Genomic DNA, 26,231 nt, shown 5'->3' with positions numbered 1-26,231 from the left:
TTCAGGCGTTCCAGCGCACGATCGACCATTCCTGGCTCGTATCGTCCCGGCGCAACCAGACGCAACCCGACATATCGATCGACCATTTCAGACAGCGCTCCACAGGCAAGCCGAGCACCGTCGCCGCGATCACGCGCATCACGCCCGCGTGCGTGACGATATACGCGGGCGTCAACTCGCGTGTCTGCTGGAACACGTCGAACCACGCGCGCACGCGCGTCACGAACTGTTCGACGCTTTCGCCCCCATGCGAGCGCGCGCCTGTGAAATCTTCGGCCCATGCATCGAGCAATGCGCGATCGATACCGTCCCAGCGCTGCAACTCCCACGTGCCGAAGTGCATTTCCTTCAGACTGTCGTCGGTGCTGAAGGCGCAACCGAAGTTCGCCGCCAGTGCCGCCGCGACGCTGGCGCAGCGTGTGAGCGGACTCGACAGCAGCACGCGCGGCGCGGGCACCTGCAAGGTGGCAAGACGCACGGCGAGCGCGGCCGCCGACGTTTCGGGCGCATCGGCGAGCGCCACGTCGCTGTGCCCGTAGCAGATGCCTTCATCGACGGAGACAGCCGGGTGACGGATCAGAACGATATCCATGCGAGTCCCACCAGATAGATGGCCAGTTCGAAAATCTGCTGCGCAAAGCCAAGACAGTCACCCGTATAGCCGCCGATGCGTCTGACGAAATAGCGGCCCAGCATGAAGCGCAACGCGATCAGCACGAGCAGCGCGACGCAACCGGCGCGCCATTGCGGCCATAAGAGCCACGGTATACCCAGAACGATAGCGCAGCCGAACGCATTGCGTGACATGCGTTGCGCGACGGGCTTCGCCTTGCCTTCGGCGCGCACGTAATCGAGCGTGACAAGATAGCTGATCGCGCAGGTTCGGCTTGCCGCGTGCGCCGCGATCATCAGCCACGCGGCGCGCATCGGCGGCAATGCGGCGAGCGTCTGCCACTTCAGCGCAAGCGCGATCACGAGTGCAATCGCGCCGAACGCGCCGATGCGCGAGTCATGCATGATGCGCAGCGTATCCTCGCGCGTATAGGCTCCGCCGAACGCATCGACGCAATCGGCAAGACCGTCTTCGTGAAACGCGCCCGTGATGAGCAGCGTCGTCGCCATCGACAGCAGCACGGCGACGCCCGCCGGAAAGATGCGCAACGCGGCCATATATACGATTGCGCCGGCTGCGCCGACCAATGCGCCGACCAATGGGAAGTAACGCGCCGCGGCATTCAGATAATGCGGTTCGTAGCCGACCCAGCGCGGCACGGGCACACGCGTGAAGTAGCCGAGCGCCGTGAAGAAATAACGCAGTTCATTCATCGCTGTCATTCACCGCATCTTGTCTACGCTGTTCTACCACGGTCAAACGCCTGTTTTGATGCATGCCCGAAGCATCATCGAAGCATCACGCATCGCGCTGCGCGATGCCTGCCGATTCGAAGCTCGCCATCTCGTTGATGAACGCGACGGCGGCGCGCAGCAGCGGCATAGCAAGCGCTGCGCCCGTGCCTTCGCCGAGACGCAGATCGAGTGCGAGCAGCGGCACCGCGCCGAAGTAATCGAGCATGCGCCGGTGGCCCGCCTCGTTCGATGCATGCGCGAACACGCAGTAGTCGCGCACGGCGGGCGCGAACGCGTCGGCCACCAGCAGCGCGGAGGTCGCGATGAAACCGTCGACGACGATCGTCATGTGCGCTTGCGCCGCCGCGAGATACGCGCCCGCCATCATCGCAATCTCGAAGCCGCCGAAGGTTGCGAGCACATCGAGTGGATCGTTCGACGCCGGATGAAATGCGAGCGCCGCAGCCAGCACGTTGCGCTTCTTTACGAGCCCCGCGTTGTCGAGACCCGTGCCGCGCCCGACGCAATCGTCGATGGGCACGCCACACAGGCGGCTCATCAGGCACGCGGCCGACGACGTATTCGCGATGCCCATCTCACCGAAGCCGATCACATTGGTGCCGAGCGCCGCGTGATGCCGCACGCGTTCGGCGCCCGCGCGCATCGCGGCGAGCGCTTCGTCGCGCGTCATCGCAGGCTCTTGCGCGAAGTTGCGCGTGCCCTTGCCGAGCGGGATATCGACGAGCCGCTCGTGCGGCTCGAACGCGTGCGCGACGCCCGCATTCACCACTTCGAGTTCCAGGCCAGCGACGCGGCTGAACGCATTGATCGCTGCGCCGCCCGCAAGAAAGTTGAGCACCATCTGCGCCGTCACTGCTTGCGGATAAGGACTCACGCCTGCGTTCGCGATGCCGTGATCGGCGGCGAAGACGATCATCGCGGGACGCGTGATGGACGGCTGCGTCGTGCGCTGGATCATGCCCATCTGGCGCGCGAGCGTTTCGAGCTGGCCGAGGCTGCCGGGCGGCTTGGTCTTCAGATCGATGATCCGTTGCAGGTCGGCGCGCAGCGACTGTTCAAGCGGCTCGACATGCGGCAGGGAATACGAAGTGGTCATGTTTGTACTGGCGTGATGAGTTCGGTTCATGCGGGTTCGTTTCGAGCGTAGGGGCGCAATAAAGGGCGCAACGCGGGCATCAGCGCTTCGTCGTCGCCGTCGCGGATCAGCACGAGCGGATAGCCGAATGCGCGGCTGGCGAGTTCAGGCGTCAGCACGTCGCGCGCGCGTCCCGCATGCGCAACGCCGTTGCCTTCGAGCAGCAGCGCGTGCGTCGCGAAACGCCGCGCGAGATTCAGATCGTGGCACGAGAACATCACTGTACGCCCGGCGCCGCGCGTCCATGCGCTCAATGCTTCGAGGCAATCGATCTGATGATGCAGATCCAGATGGGCGAGCGGCTCGTCGAGCAACAGCAGCGGCGCGTCCTGACACAGCGCCGCCGCGAGCGCGACGCGCTGCCGCTCGCCGCCCGACAGCGACAGCACATCGCGTGCAGCGAAGTCCGCAAGACCGAGCGTATCGAGCGCAGCATGCGCGGCTGTGCGGTCTTCGTCGCGCTCCCAGCCCCAGCCGTTCAGATGCGGAAAGCGGTTCAGCAGCACGACGTCTAGCACGCTCGCGCTGAACGCATCGTGCGACGCTTGCGGCATCAATGCGCGGCGCTGCGCGAGGCGCGCAAGCGGCCATTCGCTCACGCGCCTGCCGTCGAGTTCGATGTGTCCTTTCGCTGGACGCAGCAGGCCGGCCAGCGTCGAAATGAGCGTCGTCTTGCCCGCGCCGTTCGGCCCCGCGATGCACCAGAGTTCGCCCGGATAGAACGTATGCGTGAAGTCGTCAAGCAGTGTGCGGGAGCCCGCCTGCAGCGTGAGCTGATCAGCGTGCAGCGTGGCGGCGGCGGAAACACGGGTGTTCAAGCGTGCCTCCTTCGCAGCAGCATCCACAGGAACACAGGCACGCCGATCAATGCCGTGATCACGCCGACGGGCAGCTGCGCAGGCGCGATCACGGTACGCGCGATCAGATCGGCGCCCATGACGGCCACGCCGCCGCCGAGTGCCGCAGCGGGAAGCAGCATCCGTTGATCGTTGCCGAACGCGAGACGCAGCATGTGCGGCACCACGAGTCCGACGAAGCCGATCGTCCCGCCCGTCGTCACGGCCGCCGCCGTTGCGAGCGATGCGACGAGATAGACGCGCAGCCGCACGCGCGTCACGTGCACGCCGAGCGCCTGCGCCGTGGCGTCGCCGCGCAGCAGCACGTTGAGTTGCGGCGCGACGGGCACGATCGCGATCAAAGCCACGCACAGCGCGCCGAGCGCGAGCCACGGCATGCCGCCGCCGTTCAGGTCGCCCGTCAGCCAGAACAGCATGCCGCGCAAGCGGCTCTCGGGCGCGACCGTCAGCAGCAACGTGATGATGGCGCCCCACCCCGCCGCGATCACGGCGCCCGTCAACAGAAGCCGCGGCGATGCATCCTGCGGCTCGCCGCGCCACAGCGCGCCGCGCGCAAGGCCGAGCACGAGCAGGATCGACACGAATGCACCCGCGAACGCCGACGCGTCGACGAGCCACCACGCGCAGCCTGCGATCATCGCGACGAGCGCGAAGCTCGCCGCGCCGCCCGACACGCCGAGCACATACGGCTCAGCCAGCGGATTGCGCAACAGCACCTGCAGCAAGGCACCCGCGAGTGCGAGCAACGCGCCGCAGCCGAAGCCTGCGAGCGCGCGCGGCAGGCGCAGCGTGCGGACGATCTGCGCGGCGAGATCGAACGACCCGTCACGCGACGGCAGCAATGCGTCGAGCACATGCAGCGGCGCGACGCTCACGCTGCCCAACGCGAGCGACGCGATGAACACGGCGAGCGCGACCAGCGCGAGCGCAGCCCAGATGGCGAGCGCGCGCTTCGCACTCATGCCGCGCGCGAGACGCACTGGCCGACGTTGCACGACGCCGTTCATCGGCCGTTATTGCTGCTGCCAGCCAAGCGTGATGTACGCGCCGCGTCGCGGCGTGTTGTACGTGTAGGCGAGTTCATAGTCCTTGTCGAAGAGATTCTGGATTTGCGCGGCCACGTACCAGGCCTTCGTGATGTTGTAGCGCGCGGACAGATTCACGATGCCATAGCCGCCGAGCGCCGTGCCGCTATCGTCGCGCTCGCCGCTCACGAGCCATTCGCCGCCCACCCGCCAGCTGCCGATGTTGCGGTTCGCCGCGAACGACGCGAAGTGACGCGCGCGCCGGTTCAGATCGGCATGCGTGTCTTCATCGACGGGATTCTGGAACGTCACGGCCGCGCGCACATCCGTCCTGCCGACATGGCCTTGCCACGACCCCTCGATACCCTGCACTTTCGCATGCCCGACGTTCTCCGCGACATAGATGCCCGGCGTGGTCTGCACATAGTCGATCAGGTTCGTATAGCGCGTCTGGAACGCAGTGAGCTTCAACAGGCCGAGCGCATCCGATGCGTACTGCAGCGCCGCTTCGACGGAATGGCTGTGCTCCGGCTGGATCAGCGGATTGCCGCTATACGGGTAGTACAGATCGTTGAAGCTCGGTGCGCGAAACGCATCGGACCAGCTTGCAGTCACCTTCCAGTGCTCGCTCAAGTCGTAGCCATAGCCCAGATAGTAACTGTTGGCTCCGCCGAAATCCGAGTACTGGTCGCGCCGCAGGTTCGCCTGGATCTGGCTGTTGCCGAAGCGCCCCGTGTAGCCCGCGAACACGGAGTTCACGTGACGCTCGGGCGCGCTGTACTGGTTCGAGTCGAGCGTCTGGTCGAGATGCTCGTAGCCGAGTTGCAGCTTATGGTCGCGCGCAAACGTGAAATCGTTCTGCCACGTGTACTGGCGGTTGTCGGAATCGTAGCGGTACAGGTAGTCGCCATTGAGCGACGTGTTGCTGCGATCGTTGCCCGTCGCGACGACGAAGCGCGTGGTCCACCACTCCGTCAGCTTGCCGTTCGCGAACGACGATGCCGTCTGAACCTTGCTGTGCAGGTTGTTGAGATCGGTGGGCAGGCCGAACGGATTGTCGAACCTGTCGTTGCCGTTCGACTGGAAATAGCGCAGGCCGATGTCCCATCGGTCGTTGAGCTTGTGTCGCAGCGACGCGCTCACGCTCTCGTTGAAGTAGCCGTTCGCGTTGGGATTGACGGGCGCGAGCGCGGGGTCGATCGACGAGAAGCCGTCCGTCTTCGCGCGCGCAACCTCGAAGCTGAAGGTCGTTCTGCCGTCCTTGTCGAGCGCGCCGTCGATGCCCGCCGCCTGGCGCTGCGTGTGATAGCTGCCGTATTCGACGTCGAAGTGAAAACGCGGCGGATGATCGCCGCCGTCCTTCGTGAACACCTGCACCACGCCGCCAATCGCACCCGACCCGTATAACGCCGACACATTGCCGTTCACCACTTCGACGTGGTCGATCTGGTCGAGGGGAATCTGTTCGAGCTGCGCGTTGCCCTGACTGACGGAGTCGACACGCACGCCGTCGATCAGCACGAGTGATTGCGTCGACGATGCGCCGCGCAGAAAGAGACTCGACGTCGAACCCGGGCCACCGTTGCGCACGATCTGCGCGCCGGGCGCGAACTGCAGCAGGCCGGGCAGGTCGCGTGCTGTCGTATCGGCGATGTCCTGCGCATCGAAGAGCGTGGTCTGCGCAATCGCGTCGGCAAGACGCTGCGCGCGGCGGTCCGCCGTCACGACGATGGGCGACAGCAGCGCCGCATCTTTTGCAGAGGACACGGCCGCCTGCGGACGATGCGCCGCATTGTCGGATGGATCCGCAGATGTGGCGGATGGGTTCGCAGTGTCGTCCGTCTGCGCGCGAGCCGCGAGCGGGATACACGCAAAGGCCATGATGGCGAGCGCAGCGAGCGGCGCATGCGGACGCGAAAATACCGGACGAGAAAACGCCGGATGGACGAACAGCGGGGTCAGCATCGAATGAGTCCTGTGGGCCTGTGCGCGGCCCGCTCCTCGTGGGCCGATGCCTGTCAGGAAGCGCCTTGCTTCCTGCCTCCGGCCGGTATCCGGGCTGACGACTGGCCGATCCGCCTTCCCACGCAGCGCGCGCAGTGGCGTGTCGCACGGCATCGGCCGGGGCCGGTTCGATGCGTGCATGGATCGACTTGCAGGAACTGCAGTCGTTGTACCGTTGCGAGGACAGCGCAGGTTGGCTCGTCCGGGCGGACTTCGCTCCCTGCTTCCCGTTTAACTGCGCGCGGCGCGATACCGCGCGCGGGCACCAGAGTGCCGCAAGTGTAGAAGTGGCGAACAGACGCGTCAAGAAACGCGGATCAACGTCCGCATCGCCGACGGTCGACTGTTAAAAAAGCCCCTTTTTAAAGGGTAAAAATGCGTGAATCGCGGTCGCGCATTCGGGCAACACACTGGATAATGCCGCGCTGAAGCGCTACTGTTACGTCTCGAAACGAGACAAATGCCCGAGCGTGCGACATTCCGCGCTAGAATGCCATGTCTTTAGAGGACGCAGCACATGCTCACCGAACTCGAAACACTGTCACAGAACATCGGCCGGCTGATCGAGATCAGCCAGCGCTATAACGAAGCGCGCATCGCGCTCGAAGAACAGCTCGCGCAAGCGCGCGCCGAGTGCGAAACCACCCGCGCAGAACTCGAACAGACCCGCGAAGAACGCAACGCATTGCAGGCGGAGCGCGACGCGTTGTCCGCGAAAATCGACGACGCTCAGGTGCGCCTCAACGCCATCCTCGAGAAACTGCCGCGCGCTCGCGCTCACGAAGCCGATAATCAACTCGATCTCCTCGCGCCCGAACAGCAGGCGCAGGCCAATCACGACGCGAACAACGACGCGACCCGCCACGGAGAAAACGCATGACCACGAAGCAGATCGAAGTGTCGATTCTCGGCCAGCCCTATCGTCTCGCCTGTTCGCCGGAAACGGAAGCGGCGCTGCTCGAAGCGGTGGCGCGTGTCGATGCCGAGATGAACCGGATCCGCACCAATAGCAACGTGCGCGGCCAGGATCGTATCGCAGTGATGGCAGCCCTGTCGCTGGCATCGGAACTGCTTAGGCTGCAAGCCAGCGTGCGACACGGAGAATCATTTCCCGCCGAAGAAATCCGGCGTACAATGCACCAGATGAATGAGCAGCTGGGCACTGTGATTCAGCAGTACAGCGTCCAGTAAAAAGAATTCTGATGGGCTTGATTGTGTTGCGATCAGGTCCATGTTGTAGAGCAAACGTTTTTCAGCTTCCCTGCCTGGTTCGCCAAGGTCATATATTCCTTGAACCAATGCTATATGCACGGTTGCGGAAATTTGTAGCACGGGCGTGCGCGTCACTCAGTCTGATGTACCCGAAGTGCTGCTAACTGCGACCAATTCTGAACCTCAGGTTCAGGATGCCGGCCTAGCGGCTAAGGCGGGGACCCATACGAACGGCATCGGACTTTGTCCGATGCCGTTTTTCTTTGCCTGTCCTGTTCGTTCAATGTATTGCGTGGCGAGCCGCTGATCATTTGGCCGATACTGTTCGACGAACACTTTTCTCTCTTCACGTTCAATCCGACTCATGCGCTACTGGCTGATGAAGTCCGAACCGGACGAAGCAAGCATCGACGACCTCGCGAACGCGCCGCAGCGCACGCTGCCATGGACGGGCGTTCGTAACTATCAGGCGCGCAACTTCATGCGCGACATCATGAAGATCGGCGACGGCGTGCTGTTCTATCACTCGAGCTGCCCGGAGCCGGGTATTGCGGGCATCGCCGAGGTATCGTCGACGCCCTACCCCGACCCGACCCAGTTCGATCCGAAGAGTCCGTACTACGATGGGAAGTCGACGCAGGAAACGCCGCGCTGGACGCTTGTCGATGTGGTGTTCAAGAAGAAGATCAATCTGATCCCGCTGGCGGAGTTGCGCGAGCATCCCGAACTCTCCGACATGCGCGTGCTCGCAAAGGGCAACCGTCTGTCGATCACGCCCGTCACGGAAGCCGAATGGGCGTTCATCACGAAGCAGCTTGCGAAGCGCGCGGCATGAGCGCGTGAAGCGCGCGTCAATCCGTTTGAAACGACATTCGAAGAGAAACTCGGGGAACCAGACGACCCTTTCAGGCGCCTAATCGCCTCGCAAGCGTCATGCCACGCGTGCCGGGCAACCGGGCCGGCAACGTGTGCTGCGATGATGCATGCATGCACAACCTGCTCAATGAAGGAGTCGAACAATGACAAAGAAAACCGCGCTCGTGTGGGCGCTCGCGGCGCCGCTCGCGCTCGCGTTCATGTCCACTGTGGCCAACGCGCAAACCGTTGTGCAGCAGTATCAACCGGCTGGCGTGCTGTCGCTGAACGCGCAGGCGAGCGCCGAAGTGCCGCAGGACGTCGTCGATATCACGCTGTTCTACGAACAGGAAGCGAGCGATCCGTCGTCGTTGACGGGCACGTTGAACCAGCATGCGGACCAGGCGCTGCAAAAGGCCAAGGGCGTGAGCGGCGTGACGGCGCGCACGGGTTCGTTCTCGATCTATCCGTCGACGGATCGCGACGGGCGCATCTCTGCATGGCGCGGCCGCACGGAGATCGTGCTGGAGTCGCACGACTTCGCGGCGGCGTCGAAGCTTGCGGGACAACTATCGTCGATCATGCAGGTTGGCAATGTGCAGTTCTCGCTGTCGCCGGAAGCGCAGCGCGCCGCCGAGCAGAAACTGACGGGTCAGGCGATTGCATCGTTCAAGCAGCAGGCTGGTTCGGCTGCGCAGGCCTTTGGGTATAGCGGATATACGATCCGCGAGGTGAACGTCGGGCATAGTGGCGGCGTGTCGCCGCGGCCTGTGATGATGATGAGCATGCGGTCGGATGTGAGCGCGAAAGCAGCCGCGCCCGTGCCCGTCGAAGGTGGCACCTCCACGGTGACCGTTAATGTTTCTGGGTCTGTGCAGATGAAGTGATTTTTTTGTCTGCGACGCAGTCGCCATTCTGGTCTTTTTTGCTGCTTTCGCTGGCATCCTCGATTTCGTGGATCGCATCCGCGTTTTCGTGGGTCGCATCCGCGATTTCGTATCAGTGCTTCGGGCGTTGCCCCTGTGCGGGGCGGCACCTACTTTTCTTTGCAGCGGTGTACAGACTGGAGACATAGCTGACAGGTGTACAGGGACATGGTTGACACTTTCGGGCAATCAAACGCTCGAATTCCGACTATGCCCTGGGAAGTAAAAAACACCATGAATCTCCGCGAAGAATTCGTCAGCCTGGCCGCCACACAGGCTCTTTCATTCAGCGAACTGTGCCGGCGCTACCGGATCAGCCGCCAGACTGGTTACAAGTGGCTCGGTCGCCACAGGACCGAAGGCGCCGGCGGGTTGGCCGACCGTTCCCGCCGCCCGCACCACAGCCCCCTGCGCTCACCCGAACACATCGAAGCGCAGGTGCTGGAACTGCGCCGCGTGCATGGCTGGGGCGGACGCAAGATCGAACGGCGCCTGAGGGATCTGGGCAAGACAGAGGTGCCCGCGCCCGCCACGATCACCGAGATCCTGCGGCGCCACGGGCTCATCGACGAGCAGGCGTCGCGCCAGCGCCAGCACTGGCAGCGCTTCGAGCACGAGCATCCGAATCTGCTGTGGCAGATGGACTTCAAGGGCGACGTCCAGACTCTGACGTGCGGGCGCTGCATGCCGCTGACGGTTATCGACGATCACTCGCGCTATAACATCGTACTGAGCGCCTGCTCGCGCACCACCACGCAGGTCGTGCAGGCCGCGCTTGAGCGCGCGTTCCGCTGCTACGGGCTGCCTGCGCGCATCAATACCGACAACGGTGCGCCGTGGGGCTCGCCCAGCGCGCCGGGGCAACTCACCGAGCTCGCGGTCTGGCTGATCCGGCTGGGCATCCAGGTGAGCTACAGCCGGCCGTACCATCCGCAGACCAATGGCAAGGACGAACGGTTTCACCGCACCTTGAAGGCCGAAGTGCTGGACCGGCAGGCCTTCAGCACGCACGAGCACATGCAGCAGGCACTGGATCGCTGGCGGCATGTGTACAACGTCGAACGTCCGCACGAGGCACTGGGGATGGCCACGCCCATCACACGCTATGCGTGCAGCCTGCGCACGATGCCCGACCGGCTGCCTGAGCCCGACTACGACTCCCGTGATGAAGTCTTGCGGGTCAATGCAAGCGGCGTGGTGCGCCTGCGTGGTCAAAGACTGAAGCTCTCAATCGCGCTCAAGGGGCTGCAGGTGGCAGCCCGTCCGAGCGAGAACGAAGACGGGGTGATCGAGCTGTGGTTCGCCCATCAGCGGGTCGCAAGACTTGACCTGAAGGCACCCAAACCCTGACCATCAGGTGTCAACGATGTCCCCGTACATGTGTCAACCATGTCTCCAGTCTGTACACAGCGGCAAAGAAAAGTAGGCAAAAGAAAGCCGCTCACACCGCCAGTTTCTCTTCCTGCCTGCGGCCCCCACCGGTCCCGCACTCCACACGGCAACACGCTATTTGTTGCTCGTTGCCAGCGCGCTAAACAGGCGCCTCACCCACTCCAGTCACCCGTAGCGCAACCAGCGGCAGCGAACCGTCCGCGCCGCCCAGGTGGCAAACTGTGTGTAGGGTGTCGCACCTTACGCGTTGGCGCTTCTACGACACCGATCCCGCTTTTCAGTCCGGAGTGGTGCACTTCGATCGCGACGGCCTACACACAGTTTGCCACCTGGGCGGCCGGGGACTTTCTGGTAAAGCGAAACGTGACGCGGGAAGGTGAAGTGGGTGAGGCGTGAGTTAGTACGCTGGCAACGTGCGTGAGACAGTGCGATGCCGTGTGGAGTGCGGGACCGGTGGGGGGCCCGCAGGCAGCCACAAGGACTGGCGGTGTTAGCCCGCTTTCTTTGCTTACTTTCTTTGCGGCGGCAAAGAAAGTAAGTGCCGCCCCGCACAGGGGCAACGCCCGAAGCACCGATACAAAAACGCGGATGCCAGCGTAGACACAAAGACGCCGCACGCCAGCAAAACCAAAAACCAAAACCAAACAATGGCGACTACGTCGCAAACAAAAAGCGGCTAACTCGCGCTGACCGCCTGGGCAGCCTCGCGCCCCTTACGCCGATACGCCCACACCAGCATCAAAACACCGACGATGATCATCGGCAACGAAAGCCACTGCCCCATCGACAACCCAAGCGCGAGCAACCCAAGAAAATCATCCGGCTCACGAGCAAACTCGACGGTAAACCGCGCCAGCCCATAGCCAATCAGAAAGACAGCGGATGCAGCCCCAACCGGCCGCGGCTTGCGCGAAAAGAACCACAACACAAGAAACAGCACTACACCCTCAAGGGCAATCTCATACAACTGCGACGGATGCCGCGGCAGCATGTGATATTGCGCGAACACATCGGCGAGATGCCATTGCGCCGCCTGCGCCGGATGCGCGGCGAGCCAGCCCGCGTCTTCGTTCGCGGCGCCCGGGAACAGCATCGCCCAAGGCGCATCGGGCGACGTCACGCGACCCCACAACTCGCCGTTGATGAAGTTGCCAAGACGTCCCGCCGCGAGACCCGTCGGCACCATCGGCGCGACAAAGTCCGTCACCTGCAGCCAAGTGCGTTTGCGCTGCCACGCGAACAGGATCATCGCGAGCGTCACGCCGAGAAAGCCGCCGTGAAACGACATGCCGCCTTCCCAGACCTTGAAGACATCGAGTGGATGTGCAAAGTACCAGCTCGCCTTGTAGAACAGCACGTAGCCCAGACGGCCGCCAAGGATCGTGCCGAGCACGCCGTAGAACAGCATGTCGTCGATGTCCTTCGGGGTCCAGCCTTGCGCGGCGACATGCGGCAAACGCAGCCGCAGCCTCCCTACGACGATCGCCATGACGAAGGCGACCAGGTACATCAGGCCGTACCAGCGGACGGCGAGCGGCCCCAGATGGATGGCGACGGGATCGAAATTCGGGTGGATGTGCATCGTATCGTTATAGGGGTTCGGAAAATCTGAAACTCAAGCGCATTGGACGCGTGCAACGGCAAAGCGTTCGCTAGCCGGCGAGCATGCCGGCATGCGCGTGCACGATGTCGATGAAACCCGCCAGGACGGGACTCACTTCCGCCGTGCGCCACACGAGCCCCGTGACGACAGCGGGCACCGCCTCGCGCAACGGACGATACACCACGCCCGTGCGCCGCAGGTTACGCAGCGATTGCGGCACCAGTGCGACGCCCATGCCCGCCGACACCAGGCTTACGATCGTCTGCATCTGGATCGCTTCCTGGCCGACACGCGGCGTAAGGCCGGCCGCGCCGTAGCAATCCATAATGATGTCATAAAAGCCTGGGGCGAGACGCCGTGGAAAGACGACGAGCGGCGCATCGCCCGCCTGTCTCAGGCTCAAGGGCGCGTCGCGCCATTCCTCGGCAGCATGCTCGTTGCTTTCGACCCGCGCCGCCATCTCCGTCGACATCGCAATCACCAGCGGCTCGCGCGCGAGCGGCAGCCACGAAAGCTGCGACGCGTAGCGCGGCGGCAGCGGGCCGATCACGAGGCCCGCGTCGATGCGCCCCGCCACCAGTTCGTCGATCTGCACGTCGCTGGTCGCTTCGAGCAGTTCAAGCCGCACGCGCGGATGACGCGTGCCGAACTCCCGCAACAGCGGCGGCAGCAGGCCGTAATCCGCCGTCGACACGAAGGCCAGCGACAGCACGCCCGCCTCGCCGCGCGCAAGACTCTGCGCGAGCGGCCGCAACCCTTCCGCGCCCGCGAGCAACCGCCGCACCTCCGGCAGCAGATCCGCGCCGACGGATGTCAGCTCGACCGAGCGCTTCGTGCGCGCGAACAGTTCGACGCCAAGCGTGTCTTCCAGCGCGCGAATGGCCTGCGACAGCGGGGGCTGCGTCATCGACAGCCGCGCCGCGGCGCGTCCGAAGTGCTTCTCTTCGGCGACGGTGACGAAGTAGCGCAGCTGGCGAAGATCGGGCATGGAAGGCAAGGTCATTAATACATTTTACGACCTAATTGACCGCGAATAATATATTGGACATTCGTTTGCACACACTCCATTCTTGTCCCACGCGCCGCCCGACCTAGACTAAAGAACTGCGCCGGAACCCAAGAGCACGGCGGCGCCCGACAAAACAACTGGATGGAGCTCCCCATGCCGTACAACCGTCGTTCGAAGAACATCACGCAAGGCGTCGCCCGTTCGCCGAACCGCTCGATGTATTACGCGCTCGGCTACCAGAAGGCGGACTTCGACAAGCCGATGATCGGCATCGCCAACGGCCACTCGACCATCACGCCCTGCAACGCGGGCCTGCAGCGCCTCGCGGACGCCGCCGTCGAAGCCGTCAAGCGCAGCGATGCGAATCCGCAGACCTTCGGCACGCCGACCATTTCGGACGGCATGTCGATGGGCACGGAAGGCATGAAGTACTCGCTCGTGTCGCGCGAAGTGATCGCCGACTGTATCGAGACCTGCGTGCAGGGCCAGTGGATGGACGGCGTCGTCGTGATCGGCGGCTGCGACAAGAACATGCCGGGCGGCATGATCGGCCTCGCGCGCATGAACGTCCCCGGCATCTACGTGTATGGCGGCACCATCAAGCCGGGCAACTGGAAAGGCACCGACCTGACCATCGTGTCGTCGTTCGAGGCGGTGGGCGAGTTCACGGCGGGCCGGATGTCGCAGGAAGATTTCGAAGGGGTGGAACAGAACGCCTGCCCGACCACGGGCTCGTGCGGCGGCATGTACACGGCCAACACGATGAGTTCTTCGTTCGAGGCGCTCGGCATGTCGCTGATGTATTCGTCGACGATGGCGAACCCCGATCAGGAGAAAGTCGAATCCGCAGCCGAATCGGCGCGCGTGCTGGTCGAAGCCGTCAAGCAGGATCTCAAGCCGCGCGACATCATCACGAAGAAGTCGATCGAAAATGCCGTCGCGCTGATCATGGCGACGGGCGGTTCGACCAACGCCGTGCTGCACTATCTGGCCATTGCGCACGCGGCGGAAGTCGACTGGAGCATCGAAGACTTCGAGCGCATGCGCAAGAAAGTGCCCGTCATCTGCGACCTGAAGCCGTCGGGCAAGTACGTCGCGACCGACCTGCACAAGGCGGGCGGCATCCCGCAGGTGTTGAAGCTGTTGCTCGACGCGGGTCTGCTCCATGGCGACTGCATGACGATCACAGGCAAGACGATCGCCGAGGAACTGAAGGACGTGCCGGCCAAACCGCGCGCGGACCAGAAGGTGATCTATCCGCTCGACAAGGCGCTCTACAGCGAAGGCCATCTGGCGATCCTCAAGGGCAACCTGGCGGAAGACGGCGCGGTCGCGAAGATCACCGGCCTGAAGAACCCCGTCATCACCGGCCCGGCGCGCGTCTTCGACGACGAGCAAAGCGCGATGGAAGCAATCCTCGCCGACAAGATCAAGGCAGGCGACGTAGTGGTGCTGCGCTATCTCGGCCCGCAAGGCGGACCGGGCATGCCGGAAATGCTCGCGCCGACCTCGGCGATCATCGGCAAGGGGCTGGGGGAATCCGTCGGCCTCATCACGGACGGCCGCTTCTCCGGTGGCACGTGGGGCATGGTGGTGGGTCACGTCGCGCCGGAAGCGTTCGTCGGCGGCACGATTGCGCTCGTGCACGAAGGCGATTCGATCACGATTGACGCACACAAGCTCCTGCTGCAACTGAACGTCGACGACGCCGAACTGCAGCGCCGCCGTGCGGCATGGAAACAGCCCGCGCCGCGCTATACGCGCGGCGTGCTGGCCAAGTTCGCGGCGCTCGCGAAGCCCGCGAACAAAGGCGCCGTCACGGGCTGAGCGACGGGCGCGCGATGCACGCCGCCGCTGACGCGCTGCAGCATCGCTGCTCGCCAGGCAAACGCTTCGATTGACAAAGGGGCACACGGATCGCCGTATGCCCCTTTGCTCTTATAATGCGTCCACCACGAGCCGGCCACAGTCACCGGCGGAGACCACAATGAAATCGAAGTCGTATGCGGCATTCGTGCTGGCAGGCACTTTGGCATTCACCGACGCGGCGCGCGCGGAACCGGCTCAAGGGCTTGCGCTTGCACAAAAGCAGAACTGCATGAGTTGCCATTCGGTGACGCGGCAATTCATGGGACCGTCGCTGCACGATGTCGCCGCCCGCTATGCGTCGCGCAGCGACGCCGTTCATTACCTCGAACGCAAGATTCTCGAAGGCAGCGCAGGTGTCTGGGGCCCCGTGCCGATGCCCGCGAATACGCAGCTCACCCCGGAGGAAGCCACTTCGCTGGCAAGCTGGATTCTCACGCTCAAATAAGCCCGCGCGGCTTACTTGCTCGTCGTCGAGTTGCCGAGCTCTTCGCGGATCGCCTCGCGTACCCAGCTGAGCATCTCCGTTTCCAGCGCAAGCGCGACTTCGCGGGTGATCTGATTGACGAGCCAGGTCGTGTGATCCTGGAACGCGTCACGGCAGCGTGCTTCGATCAGATTCCGCCCATCCCCTTTCAGATACGTCGCAAAACGGCCGCGCAAGCGTTCGGCCAGCACATCGGCATCGTAGTCGGAGCTGGCGGCGGGTGCGCTTGCATGTTCCGCCTGCACGGGCGTCGAACTCAGATCGGGCGGCGCGACATAGCGCTCGGCCGTCGAGCCCGATGCGAACTCCGCTTCGCCCGGCACGAACTGCGCGGGCTCGCGCGCGGGCGCATGGGGCGCCTCAGGCGCGTGCTGTGCATGCGCTGCGGCGGATTCTTCAGGCTGAAGCGCGTGACTGCTCAGATCGTCCGGCGACTCGTAGATGGAATCGAGCAGCGGCACGTCGTCATCGTCGGCGGCGGGTGCCACCGGTTCTGCTTGCGCTTGCGCCGGTGGCTCCAGCGGCGCGCTGTGACCTGCTTCATGCTCGGCGTCATGCGACGCCCGATGCTTGCGCGCATGCGAACCGTCATGCGAACCGTCATGTTCATGCGAAGCGCCGCGCTTCGGCCGCCTGGTCTTCGCATGCGGGTCGTGGCCCGTCTCCATCACGTCGGTCAGAAGGGGGATGTCTTGATCGGAAGAGTCGGAAGATTGGGACACGAAAACACTCCCTTTAGAGATCGGACGCGCCGATTCTGCGCCTATCAGGCAAGACTGCGCGACAAGACCGCGCATCGAGCGGACAGGAACCGGTCAGGCGTCCTGCTTGTAGTTGTTCAAAGCATAGCCGCGATCGCGGTAGAAGCGATAGCGGTCGCGCCCTGCGGCCAGTTCGTCGGGCGCGTTGCCGACGATTTCCAGCAGGCGCTCGAAGCGCGCGAACTGCGGCGGCACGGTCGCACTCAAGTTCAACAGGATCTGGTGATGCGGCACGTCGTCGAGCGACGACGTGAGCACGACGGGCGTTTGCGCCGCGAGCGGACTCGCCGCGAGGCAGTGCGGGATGAAATCGAGTGCGGAGAACGTCCACAACTGCTCGTCGAACGCACGCAGACGGGGCGGTTCGGCCAGCACGATGAGCGGCTGACCGGCCTGATACGCCTTGCGCACGAGACGGCACGCATACAACAGCGAATCGCCGACGTTCGAATGAAAGTCGATTCGGGTCATCGGCGATCCTGCTTCACTGCGCTGCGTGTCATCAAACTGCTATGCGTCATTGTGCAGCGCGATCGATCAGGAATTGCGCCAGCAGCGGCACGGGACGGCCTGTCGCGCCCTTCGCCGCGCCGCTCTTCCATGCGGTGCCCGCGATGTCGAGGTGCGCCCATGGATACGCTTGCGTGAAGCGCGACAGGAAGCACGCCGCCGTCACGCTGCCCGCCGGACGTCCGCCGATGTTCGCGATGTCCGCGAAATTCGACTTGAGCTGATCCTGATACTCGTCGTCGAGGGGCAGACGCCATGCCGGGTCGGACGCTTCCTTCGAGGCGTCGAGCAGTTCGCCCGCGAGCGCATCGTCCTTCGAGAACAGACCGCTGTTGTGATGGCCGAGCGCAATGATGCAGGCGCCCGTCAGCGTCGCGATGTCGATCACGGCGGCCGGTTTGAAGCGCTCGGCGTACGTCAGCGCGTCACACAGGATAAGGCGCCCTTCCGCGTCCGTATTCAGCACTTCGATCGTCAGGCCCTTCATGCTCGTGACGATATCGCCCGGCTTGGTCGCGTTGCCGGCGGGCATGTTCTCGCAGGTCGGAATGATGCCGACGACGTTCAGCTTCAGGCCCATTTCGGCGACCGCACGCAGCGTGCCGAGCACCGAGCCGGCGCCGCACATGTCGTACTTCATCTCGTCCATGCTGTCGCCGGGTTTCAGCGAAATGCCGCCCGTGTCGAACGTGATGCCCTTGCCGACCAGCACGACGGGCGCGGCCTTCGCGCTGCCGCCCTGATACTGCAGGACGATGAACTGCGGCGGCTCGACGGAGCCCTGGGTGACCGCGAGGAACGAGCCCATCTTCAGCGCTTCGATCTGCTTCTGGCCGAGCACTTCGACCTTCAGCTTCCAGTCCTTCGCGAGCTTCTTCGCGGTATTGCCCAGATAGGTCGGCGTGCAGACGTTGCCCGGCAGGTTGCCGAGATCCTTCGTCAGATCCATGCCGTTCGCGAGCGCGACGCCCTGCTTGACGGCGACCTTCGCGAGCTTCTCATCCGCGGCGTCGACGCTGAACACAATGCGCTTCAGCGCGCGGCTGCTCGTGTCGGGCTTGCTCTTCATCTGCGTGAACTTGTACGTCAGCTCGCGCAGCGCAAGGATTGCCGCGCGCACGGCCCAGTCCGACGAGCGCTCCTTGACGGGCGCCTGCGCCAGCGTGAACGTGACCTGCGCGACCTTCGTGCCGAGAATGGCGCGCCACGCGGCGCGCACGGCGTCGCCGTAGACCTTCTGCGTGAATGCATCCTGCTTGCCGAGGCCAACGAGCAGCACGCGCGACGCGCCGATGCCCTGCACTTCATGGAGGAACACCGTGCTGCCCGTCTTGCCGTCCATGTCGCCCGCCTTGACGATGCGCGTCAGCAGGCCTTTGGTCGCGGCGTCGATTTCCAGTGCTGCGCCCGACAGCGTCTGCGACTCGAACACGCCGATCACGATGCAATCCGATTTCCCGGTAAGGAACCCGTTGGTCGAGCCTTTGCTCCAATCACAGGCTTTTATGCTAAAGTCCATCGCGCTTGTCCTCGGATAAAATCTGGGCTTAGGATGAAAGCCGCAATTATCCGCTATTTTTCCCGCGGCGGCTGCACGAAAGGCGTGATGGGGCCCAACCCCGCCGCCTGCCGGAGCGCGCCCTCTCATCATCAACCATGATTTTTGAACGCTCTCTCCAGCGCGAACTGGCGTACACGGCTGGTGCCGTGTTCATGGTCCTGCTCACGCTGGTTCTGACGACGATGATGATCCGCATCGTCGGCTTCGCGGCGTCCGGTGAAATCGACCCGCGCGACGTGCTCGTGCTGATCGGCCTGACCGTCATCGGCTATCTCGCGATCATGCTGGTCGCGACGCTGTTCGTGTCGATCCTGTTCGTGCTCACGCGCTGGTACAAGGATTCCGAAATGGTCGTGTGGCTCGCCTCGGGCGTGAGCCTCGCGCGCTTCATCAAGCCGATCGGCCTGTTCGCGACGCCCATCATCATCCTGATCGCCTTTTTCGTGTTCGTCGGCTGGCCGTGGTCGAACCAGCAGAGCAAACTGATCCGTGCGCGTTTCCAGCAGCGCGACGAAGTTTCGCTGCTCGCGCCCGGTCAGTTCCGCGAATCGGCGACGAGCCATCGCGTGTTCTTCATCGAGAAGATGTCGCCCGACCAGGGCCACGTCGAAAACGTGTTCGTCACGAGCACGGAGAACGGCAAGTTGAACGTGGTCGTGTCGAAGAACGGCCACACGGAAACGCAAAAGAACGGCGACCGCTTCGTCGTGCTCGAAAACGGCCGCCGCTACGACGGCGAGCCCGGCCACCCCGACTTCCGCATCATGGAGTTCGAGCGCTACGGCGTGAAGATCCAGAGCCAGCCGGTGGTCAACACGCCGACCACGACGGGCACGCCGACGCTCGACCTGTTCCGCGACCCCACCCGCCAGAATCTCGCCGAGTTCGCCTGGCGCGCGGGCCTGCCGCTGATCGCGATCAACCTGATGCTGCTTGCCATTCCCCTCGCGCACCAGAATCCGCGCCGCAGCCGCACGATCAATCTCGTGATGGCCGTGCTGATCTATCTGACCTATTCGAATCTGCTAAACGTGGTGCAGTCGTGGATCGAGCAGGGCAAGATGTCGTTCGGCGTGGGCCTCGTGGGTCTGCACGTTCTCGTTGCGTTGATAGTCGTGTTCATTTTCTGGCTGCGGGTGCGCAACCGGCCGCTCTTCACGCGGGCCATGTTCAGCCGATCGGCTGACCGCTCGACGCAGGGGGCGTAACCGATGCGCATCTATGAAAAGTATTTCGCGCGTCAGGTCTACCTCACGTTCATCTTCATTCTGTTCGCGTTTTCAGGTCTGTTCTTCTTCTTCGACCTGATCAACGAACTGAACTCGGTCGGCCACGGCAACTACAAGTTCCAGTACGCGGTGCTGCGCGTCGCGCTGCAGACGCCGTCGCGCTTCTACGAAATCATTCCCGTCGCGGCGCTGATCAGCGCGATCTACGTGTTCGCGCAGATGGCGGCGAATTCCGAATACACGATCTTCCGCGTGTCGGGTCTTGCGACGAACCAGGCGCTGCGTTCCCTGCTGAAGATCGGCATTCCGCTCGTGTTCCTGACGTACCTGATCGGCGAAGTGGTTGGGCCGTATACGGACCAGTTGTCCGAACGTGTGCGTCTCGAGGCGCTGGGCTCGTCAGTGTCGAGCAACTTCGAGTCGGGCGTGTGGGTGAAGGACACGCTGACGGCGCGCGCCGACGGCGAGCAGGTGACGCGTTTCGTGAATGTCGGCCAGTTGCAGCCCGACGCGACGATCTCGAACGTGCGCATCTACGAATTCGATTCGAAGTTCCGTCTGTCGAACGTGCGCATCGCCAAGTCGGGCAAGTATCAGCCGCCCGGCCACTGGCTGCTGACGGACGTCACGGACACGCAACTGATCGACGTCGCACCCGACGCCGGCAAGCCCGCCGACGCGTTGAACCCCGTGTATCGCGCCAAGCAGGTCGCGTTGCCCGAGTATTCGCTGCGCTCCGAACTGACGCCGCAGATTCTGTCGGTGCTGCTGGTCGCGCCGGAGCGGATGTCGATGTTCAACCTGTTCCGCTATATCCAGCACTTGACCGAAAACCATCAGGACACGCAACGCTACGAGATCGCGTTGTGGCGCAAGCTGCTGTATCCGTTCGCGGTGTTCGTGATGCTGGTGCTGTCGCTGCCGTTCGCTTATCTGCATACGCGTGCCGGCGTGGTCGGCGTGAAGGTGTTCGGCGGGATCATGCTGGGGATGAGCTTTCAGCTGTTCAATACGCTGTTCTCGCATATTGGTAATCTGAATACCTGGCCCGCCCCGTTGACGGCTGCGACGCCGGCGCTGGTTTATCTGGTGCTTGGATTGGTTGGGCTTAAGTGGGTTGATCGGCATTAGGTTTTTTTCTTTGCTTTCTCTGCTCTGCGAGGCGGCTGGTTATGGGATCTCATGGGATTGTGCTGTTTGCGCATGGCGCAAGAGATGCCCGTTGGGCTGAGCCTTTTCAGCGGTTATCCGCTCGTTTGCGGGAACTGCGCGGGGAGTCTGCTTCTGGACCTGTGTCCCTGGCGTTTCTCGAACTCATGACGCCTGATTTGCCTGCCGCTGTTGCCCAGCAGGTTGCCGATGGCGCTTCTGTTGTCACCGTCGTGCCCGTTTTCTTTGGGCAAGGTGGTCATATTCGCCGTGATCTGCCTTTGATCCTCGATCAGTGCCGGGCGGCGCATCCTTCCGTTGAGATTCGGTGTTCTACCGCTGTCGGTGAGGATGCCGATGTTATCGAGGCGATTGCTGGGTATTGCCTGCGGCAGGCTTTTTAGCTTTTTCGTTGTTCTGGTTTTTCTTTCGCTGGCATCCGCGGTTTCGTGGCTCGCTTCCGCGGTTTCGTGGCTCGCTTCCGCGATTTCGTATCGGTGCTTCAGGCGTTGCCCCTGTGCGGGGCGGCACCTACTTTTCTTTGCAGCGGCAAAGAAAAGTAGGCAAAAGAAAGCCGCTCACACCGCCAATCCTTGTGTTTGCCTGCGGGCCCCCCACGGGTCCCGCACTCCAGACGGCAACACGCTATTTGTCGCTGGTTGCCAGCGCGCTAAGCAGGCGCCTCACCCACTCCACTCACCCGTAGTGCAGCCAGCGGCAGTGAACCGTCTGCGCCGCCCAGGTGGCAAACGGTGTGTAGCTTGTCGCACCTTACGCGTTCGCGCTCCTACGACACCGATCCCGCTTTTCAGTCCGGAGTGGTGCACTTACGGCGCGTCGGCCTACACACCGTTTGCCACCTGGGCTGCCGTGGACTTCCTGGTAACGCGTTCCGTGACGCGGGCATGCGAAGCGGGTGAGGCGTGAGTTAGCACGCTGGCAACGGGCGTGAACTAGCGTGTTGCCGCACGAAGGACGGGGGCGTTGAGAGCCCCTGGGCAAGGACACGGGCTGACGGTGTGAGCGGCTTTCTTTTGCCTACTTTTCTTTGCCGCTGCAAAGAAAAGTAGGTGCCGCCCCGCACAGGGGCAACGCATGAAGGACGGAAACGAATTCGCGGATGCCAGCGAAAACAACCAAAACCCCACCTTCACCGAACCACATCAAACACGATCCGCGCAGCCTCATCCACGATTGCGTCCTGCGGTGGTGTTTCCTTCGGCGTCACACCCGTAAAGTAAATCGCCAGCACGTACGCCGTCGCCGGCGAATACACAACGCCCACATCGTTCGCCGTGCCATAGTCTCCGCTGCCCGTCTTGTCGGCAACCGGCCAGCCCGTCGAACGCACGGCCGCGCGTATCCGGCCCGCACCCGTCGTGTTGCCCAGCATCCATGCCTTCAGCCTCTCGCGCTGCGGCGCTTCCAGCACATCGTCCGATAACAGCAACTTCTGCGCGTCCTGCATCATCGCGCGAGGCGCCGTGGTATCACGCATGTCACCCGGCACGGAGGCGTTCAAGTCCGGCTCCCGGCGCGCAAGGTCGAACCACGTGTCTCCGATCGAGCGCGCAAACTCGTTCAATACCTCGGTCCCGCCAATCACGTTCAGCAGCAGATTCGCCGCGGTGTTGTCGCTGTATTGCAGCGCCGCCGCGCACAGTTCGCCCACAGACATGCCCTCGCCCGCGTGTTGTTTCGTGATCGGCGAGTTGGCCACGAGGTCCGCCGGCCCGTAACGCACGCGTGTGTCGAGCAGATCACGTTCCGCCGCGCTTCGTTTGAGCAGCGCGCCAACGGCCAGCAGCTTGAAGGTGCTGCACATTGGAAAACGCTCCGACTCGCGATAGCTCACATACGCGCCATCCGACGTTCTGACGGCCGCCACGCCCAACCGCCCGCCGCTCGATGCTTCGAGCTGCCCGAAGCGCTCATGCGCGGCCAGATTGAGCGCGACGGATGACGCGGGCTGCGCCCGCACGCCAACGACAGGCGCAGCAGCAATTGCAATCAGCAGGGAACGGCGCAACGGAGAATGGGTCATGGGATGAGCGTCGAATGCGAGGTGAGAAGAAATCTTATCGCTCGTTGCAACGCGCATGCCACCCGGAAAGCAATCGGCCGCATTCACTCGCGCGAATACGGCCGATCGTAAAGAAAACGCGAAACTTCAGGCGACTCGTAACGCCGCCTCATCCCGCTCAGCTTCGGTATGCGACTGCCCGCCCGCCACCCGTCCGGCAAACGCGTCGCCGATCATCAGCAGCGACGGCTGCGACGGATCGAGCCACAACTGTGCATCGCCGGCCGCAAGACCATCGAGCGTCAGCGTCAACATGCGTTCACGCGGCGTCGAACAGGCTTCGACGATCGCCACGGGCGTCGATCCCGCACGGCCCGCGTCGATCAACTGTTGCGCGATTTCGGGCGCGCTGTCGCGGCCCATGTAGAACACCAGCGAATCAGCATTGACCTGCTCGCGAATCTCCGCGGAATCCGGCGCGCGGCTGTGCGTGGCAAGCGCAACGCTGCGCGATACGCCACGCAGCGTCAACGAGCGGCGCAGCGACGCCGCGCTCGCCAGCGCCGCCGTAATGCCCGGCACGACTTCATACTCGATGCCCGCCGCTTCGAGCGCGCGCATTTCTTCATCGGCACGTCCGAACAGCATCGGGTCGCCGCCCTTCAGCCGCACAACGACGTCATGCTCTTTCGCCGCATCGACGATCTGCTTGTTGATAAAGTGCTGCGCCGTCGAGCGCTTGCCGCAACGCTTGCCCACCGCGATCTTGCGCGCATGCGGCGCATAGTCGAGCATTGCCGGCTCGACGAGCGCATCGTGCAGCACGACATCGGCGCGCTCCAGCAGCCGCGCGCCGCGAACCGTGATCAGGTCCGCCGCACCCGGCCCCGCGCCGATCAGATACACCTTACCCATTTGTTCAGCTCCGTTCCGCGTCAAGACTTCAGGCGGAAACCGAACGAATCATGCCCGCCGCGACCGTATGATGCGTCGCTTCGTCGATCAGCACGAACGCGCCCGTGCCCGGATGCGCGTCGTACTCGTCAGCGACGATCGGCTTTTGCAGCGTCAGCGACACGCGGCCGATATCGTTCATCTTCAGTTCATGGCGGTCCGTCGCATGCGACAGCGTATGCACATCCAGCACCTGCTGAATGCCGCCGACGCGTGCGAACACCGTGTTCGTGGTCTGCTTCAGCAGATACTTGCGAGCCGTCGACAGCGGCGATTCGTCGAACCAGCACAGGTCCGCTTCGAGCTTCTTCGCGGGCTGCACAGGCGCCGATGCGTGCACGAACGTATCGCCGCGCGACACGTCGACGTCTTCCGTGAGGCGGATCGTCACCGTCTGGCCCGCGAACGCGCGGTCCACCTGCGCCGTGCCGCCCGGCACGGGCGCAATGATTTCAGCGACGGTCGCCGCGCGGTTCGCCGGCAGCACGGTAATCGCATCGCCGAGCTTCACTTCGCCCGATTCGACGCGGCCCATGTAGCCGCGGAAATCGTCGGCCTGACTGCCGTCCTGACGCGCGACCCATTGCACCGGGAAACGCAGCGCTTCATGCGTAGCCGTGTCGACGGGCAGAGCTTCGAGCAAGTCGAGGAGCGGTTCGCCCGCATACCACGGCATGCGCTCGCTGGCCGTGACGATGTTGTCGCCCTTCAGCGCCGAGACGGGCACGAAGCGCACATCGTTCAGACCGAGCTGGCGCGCAAGCGCGACATACGCATCGCGAATCTCGTTGAAGCGCGCTTCGCTGTACTCGACGAGATCCATCTTGTTGATCGCGACGATTACGTGCTGCAGACCAAGCAGCTTGACGATCGCGCTGTGACGCTTGGTCTGCGGCAGCAGTTGCGTTTCGTTGTTCTCGAACGTGACGCGCGTCGCGTCGACGAGAATGATGGCCGCGTGCGCCGTCGATGCGCCCGTCACCATGTTGCGTGTGTACTGCTCGTGGCCCGGCGTGTCGGCAATGATGAACTTGCGCTTGGCGGTAGCGAAGTAGCGGTACGCGACGTCGATCGTAATGCCCTGCTCGCGCTCGGCTTCGAGGCCATCCGTCAGCAGCGACAGATCGATGTCGTCGCCGACCGTGCGCTTGTTCTTCGCGCGCGACAGCGCGGACAGCTGATCCGACAGCACAGCCTTGCTGTCGTACAGCAGTCGGCCGATCAGCGTGCTCTTGCCGTCGTCGACGCTGCCTGCCGTGATGAAACGAAGCACGCCGAGGTCTTCAGGTTGATGCGCGGGTTGCTCAATGCGACTCATGGTGACTCTTTCCTCTGCGTGCTCTTAGAAATAACCTTGCTTCTTGCGCTGTTCCATCGCCGCTTCCGACGTCTGGTCATCCATACGCGTCGCGCCGCGCTCCGTGATTTCCGTCACGGCCGTTTCGGCGATGATCTTTTCGACATCGTCCGCATCGCTTTCAACGGGGCACGTGCAGCTGATGTCGCCCACCGTACGGAAGCGCACCAGCGCCTCTTCGCTCGACTCGCCTTCGCGGATCGGCGTGAGCGGCGTCACGGGCACGAGCAAACCGTTGCGGCGCACGATTTCGCGCTTGTGTGCGTAGTAGATGGACGGCAGTTCGAGGTTCTCGCGGGCGATGTATTGCCACACGTCCAGCTCCGTCCAGTTCGAGATCGGAAACACGCGCAGATGCTCGCCCTGATGCAGACGCGCGTTATACAGGCTCCACAGTTCGGGGCGCTGCGCCTTCGGATCCCACTGGCCGAACTCGTCGCGGAACGAGAAGATCCGCTCTTTCGCACGCGCCTTTTCTTCGTCGCGGCGCGCGCCGCCGATCATCGCCGTGTAGCCGTATTGCTCGATGGTTTCGAGCAGCGTGACGGCCTGGGCAGCATTACGCGAATCCGTTTCGCGGCGCAGGCGCACCGTACCCTTCCGGATCGAATCTTCGACGTGACCGACCACGAGTTCCGCGCCGATTTCCTTCGCGCGACGATCGCGGAAGTCGATCACTTCGTCGTAGTTGTGACCCGTGTCGATGTGCACGAGCGGGAATGGCAGCTGCGTCTTGCGGTTCGCGCCGAGGCCGAACGCCTTCAACGCGAGCGCCAGCACGACGACGGAATCCTTGCCGCCCGAGAACAGCAGCGCGGGCTTGCTGCATTCGGCAACGAGTTCGCGCAGGATATGGATCGATTCGGCCTCGAGCCAGTCGAGGTGATCCATCCGGTTCGCCGTTACGGACAGCGGTGCGTTGACTTGGGAATCGAGCGTCGTGCTCAT

At 63.5% G+C, this 26,231-nt stretch carries 25 protein-coding genes, 1 other RNA gene and 1 riboswitch; of the genes, 11 read left to right on the top strand and 15 right to left on the bottom strand.

Features of this window, described 5'->3' with window-relative positions; all coding sequences use genetic code 11:
• Position 1: 1 nt before the first annotated feature.
• The 6 genes from cobC to FRZ40_RS16290 form a co-directional block, all read right to left on the bottom strand.
• The gene (gene cobC, locus FRZ40_RS16315) at positions 2-592 is read right to left on the bottom strand and encodes an alpha-ribazole phosphatase (protein WP_147234707.1); all 591 of its coding nucleotides are present in this window, start codon (positions 590-592) and stop codon (positions 2-4) included.
• Positions 577-1,335, bottom strand: a complete 759-nt coding sequence (locus FRZ40_RS16310) for an adenosylcobinamide-GDP ribazoletransferase (protein WP_193566990.1) — start codon at positions 1,333-1,335, stop codon at positions 577-579. The genes cobC and FRZ40_RS16310 overlap by 16 nt, the downstream gene beginning before the upstream one ends.
• A gap of 76 nt (positions 1,336-1,411) precedes the next feature.
• Entirely contained in the window at positions 1,412-2,464 is a 1,053-nt protein-coding gene (gene cobT, locus FRZ40_RS16305; RefSeq protein WP_147234848.1) for a nicotinate-nucleotide--dimethylbenzimidazole phosphoribosyltransferase, read from the bottom strand.
• Between the two features lie 26 nt (positions 2,465-2,490).
• A complete protein-coding gene (locus FRZ40_RS16300) occupies positions 2,491-3,321 on the bottom strand; it encodes an ABC transporter ATP-binding protein (protein ID WP_147234706.1) in 831 nt (276 codons plus the stop codon).
• A complete protein-coding gene (locus FRZ40_RS16295; RefSeq protein WP_147234705.1) occupies positions 3,318-4,367 on the bottom strand; it encodes a FecCD family ABC transporter permease in 1,050 nt (349 codons plus the stop codon). Before FRZ40_RS16295 ends, FRZ40_RS16300 begins: the two co-directional genes overlap by 4 nt.
• Before the next feature lie 6 nt (positions 4,368-4,373).
• Positions 4,374-6,350 (bottom strand): TonB-dependent receptor domain-containing protein, encoded by a 1,977-nt coding sequence (locus FRZ40_RS16290; RefSeq protein ID WP_147234704.1) that lies wholly within the window; start codon positions 6,348-6,350, stop codon positions 4,374-4,376.
• A gap of 63 nt (positions 6,351-6,413) precedes the next feature.
• Positions 6,414-6,674: riboswitch (cobalamin riboswitch) on the bottom strand.
• A gap of 232 nt (positions 6,675-6,906) precedes the next feature.
• Here FRZ40_RS16290 and FRZ40_RS16285 point away from each other — a divergent pair.
• The 6 genes from FRZ40_RS16285 (at position 6,907) to FRZ40_RS16260 (ending at position 10,732) form a co-directional block, all read left to right on the top strand.
• The gene (locus FRZ40_RS16285) at positions 6,907-7,269 is read left to right on the top strand and encodes a hypothetical protein (protein WP_028369344.1); all 363 of its coding nucleotides are present in this window, start codon (positions 6,907-6,909) and stop codon (positions 7,267-7,269) included.
• On the top strand, positions 7,266-7,580 hold the full coding sequence (locus FRZ40_RS16280) for a cell division protein ZapA (protein WP_028369345.1): 315 nt from the start codon (positions 7,266-7,268) through the stop codon (positions 7,578-7,580). The genes FRZ40_RS16285 and FRZ40_RS16280 overlap by 4 nt, the downstream gene beginning before the upstream one ends.
• Before the next feature lie 64 nt (positions 7,581-7,644).
• A non-coding RNA gene (ssrS, locus tag FRZ40_RS16275) (6S RNA) lies at positions 7,645-7,826 on the top strand.
• Between the two features lie 139 nt (positions 7,827-7,965).
• Positions 7,966-8,436 carry an EVE domain-containing protein gene (locus tag FRZ40_RS16270; RefSeq protein ID WP_147234703.1) on the top strand — a complete coding sequence of 157 codons (471 nt, stop codon included), beginning with the start codon at positions 7,966-7,968 and terminating at the stop codon, positions 8,434-8,436.
• A gap of 184 nt (positions 8,437-8,620) precedes the next feature.
• Positions 8,621-9,343, top strand: coding sequence for an SIMPL domain-containing protein (locus FRZ40_RS16265; protein WP_028369347.1), 723 nt, complete (start codon positions 8,621-8,623; stop codon positions 9,341-9,343).
• Positions 9,344-9,592: 249 nt separating this feature from the next.
• On the top strand, positions 9,593-10,732 hold the full coding sequence (locus FRZ40_RS16260) for an IS481 family transposase (protein ID WP_147234817.1): 1,140 nt from the start codon (positions 9,593-9,595) through the stop codon (positions 10,730-10,732).
• Positions 10,733-11,450: 718 nt separating this feature from the next.
• Here FRZ40_RS16260 and lgt read toward each other — a convergent pair.
• The gene (gene lgt / locus FRZ40_RS16255; protein WP_028371208.1) at positions 11,451-12,356 is read right to left on the bottom strand and encodes a prolipoprotein diacylglyceryl transferase; all 906 of its coding nucleotides are present in this window, start codon (positions 12,354-12,356) and stop codon (positions 11,451-11,453) included.
• 70 nt (positions 12,357-12,426) lie between these two features.
• Complete coding sequence (locus FRZ40_RS16250) at positions 12,427-13,380, bottom strand: LysR family transcriptional regulator (protein WP_028371207.1); 954 nt, start codon at positions 13,378-13,380, stop codon at positions 12,427-12,429.
• 159 nt (positions 13,381-13,539) lie between these two features.
• Here FRZ40_RS16250 and ilvD point away from each other — a divergent pair, with 159 nt between their 5' ends.
• On the top strand, positions 13,540-15,213 hold the full coding sequence (gene ilvD / locus FRZ40_RS16245) for a dihydroxy-acid dehydratase (RefSeq protein WP_028371206.1): 1,674 nt from the start codon (positions 13,540-13,542) through the stop codon (positions 15,211-15,213).
• A 160-nt stretch (positions 15,214-15,373) separates the two neighbouring features.
• The gene (locus FRZ40_RS16240; RefSeq protein ID WP_028371205.1) at positions 15,374-15,700 is read left to right on the top strand and encodes a c-type cytochrome; all 327 of its coding nucleotides are present in this window, start codon (positions 15,374-15,376) and stop codon (positions 15,698-15,700) included.
• An 11-nt stretch (positions 15,701-15,711) separates the two neighbouring features.
• Here FRZ40_RS16240 and FRZ40_RS16235 read toward each other — a convergent pair whose 3' ends face one another.
• From FRZ40_RS16235 to FRZ40_RS16225, 3 genes are all read right to left on the bottom strand, one after another.
• Complete coding sequence (locus FRZ40_RS16235; protein WP_147234702.1) at positions 15,712-16,461, bottom strand: DUF2486 family protein; 750 nt, start codon at positions 16,459-16,461, stop codon at positions 15,712-15,714.
• 93 nt (positions 16,462-16,554) lie between these two features.
• Positions 16,555-16,971, bottom strand: coding sequence for a DNA polymerase III subunit chi (locus FRZ40_RS16230; protein ID WP_028371203.1), 417 nt, complete (start codon positions 16,969-16,971; stop codon positions 16,555-16,557).
• A gap of 46 nt (positions 16,972-17,017) precedes the next feature.
• A complete protein-coding gene (locus FRZ40_RS16225; RefSeq protein WP_028371202.1) occupies positions 17,018-18,529 on the bottom strand; it encodes a leucyl aminopeptidase in 1,512 nt (503 codons plus the stop codon).
• A gap of 137 nt (positions 18,530-18,666) precedes the next feature.
• Here FRZ40_RS16225 and lptF point away from each other — a divergent pair, with 137 nt between their 5' ends.
• Genes lptF through FRZ40_RS16210 form a run of 3 tightly spaced genes read left to right on the top strand, consistent with a single transcriptional unit; the run spans position 18,667 to position 21,353 of the window.
• On the top strand, positions 18,667-19,779 hold the full coding sequence (gene lptF / locus FRZ40_RS16220; protein WP_147234701.1) for an LPS export ABC transporter permease LptF: 1,113 nt from the start codon (positions 18,667-18,669) through the stop codon (positions 19,777-19,779).
• Positions 19,780-19,782: 3 nt separating this feature from the next.
• Positions 19,783-20,931 carry an LPS export ABC transporter permease LptG gene (lptG, locus tag FRZ40_RS16215; RefSeq protein WP_028371200.1) on the top strand — a complete coding sequence of 383 codons (1,149 nt, stop codon included), beginning with the start codon at positions 19,783-19,785 and terminating at the stop codon, positions 20,929-20,931.
• Between the two features lie 41 nt (positions 20,932-20,972).
• Positions 20,973-21,353 carry a sirohydrochlorin chelatase gene (locus FRZ40_RS16210; protein WP_081767750.1) on the top strand — a complete coding sequence of 127 codons (381 nt, stop codon included), beginning with the start codon at positions 20,973-20,975 and terminating at the stop codon, positions 21,351-21,353.
• 746 nt (positions 21,354-22,099) lie between these two features.
• On the opposite strand, the gene bla is transcribed toward FRZ40_RS16210, so the two are convergent.
• The 4 genes from bla to cysD form a co-directional block, all read right to left on the bottom strand.
• Complete coding sequence (bla, locus tag FRZ40_RS16205; RefSeq protein WP_147234700.1) at positions 22,100-22,993, bottom strand: class A beta-lactamase; 894 nt, start codon at positions 22,991-22,993, stop codon at positions 22,100-22,102.
• A gap of 126 nt (positions 22,994-23,119) precedes the next feature.
• Positions 23,120-23,887: a uroporphyrinogen-III C-methyltransferase gene (gene cobA / locus FRZ40_RS16200; protein ID WP_028370214.1), complete on the bottom strand. Its 768-nt coding sequence runs from the start codon at positions 23,885-23,887 to the stop codon at positions 23,120-23,122.
• 28 nt (positions 23,888-23,915) lie between these two features.
• On the bottom strand, positions 23,916-25,244 hold the full coding sequence (locus tag FRZ40_RS16195; RefSeq protein WP_147234699.1) for a sulfate adenylyltransferase subunit 1: 1,329 nt from the start codon (positions 25,242-25,244) through the stop codon (positions 23,916-23,918).
• 24 nt (positions 25,245-25,268) lie between these two features.
• Entirely contained in the window at positions 25,269-26,231 is a 963-nt protein-coding gene (gene cysD, locus FRZ40_RS16190) for a sulfate adenylyltransferase subunit CysD (protein ID WP_028370212.1), read from the bottom strand.

The sequence above is a fragment of the Paraburkholderia azotifigens genome (assembly GCF_007995085.1).
Taxonomy (GTDB): Bacteria; Pseudomonadota; Gammaproteobacteria; order Burkholderiales; family Burkholderiaceae; genus Paraburkholderia; species Paraburkholderia azotifigens.
Note: the sequence above shows the minus strand (reverse complement) of the source record. Positions and strands in the feature narration are given on the sequence as shown.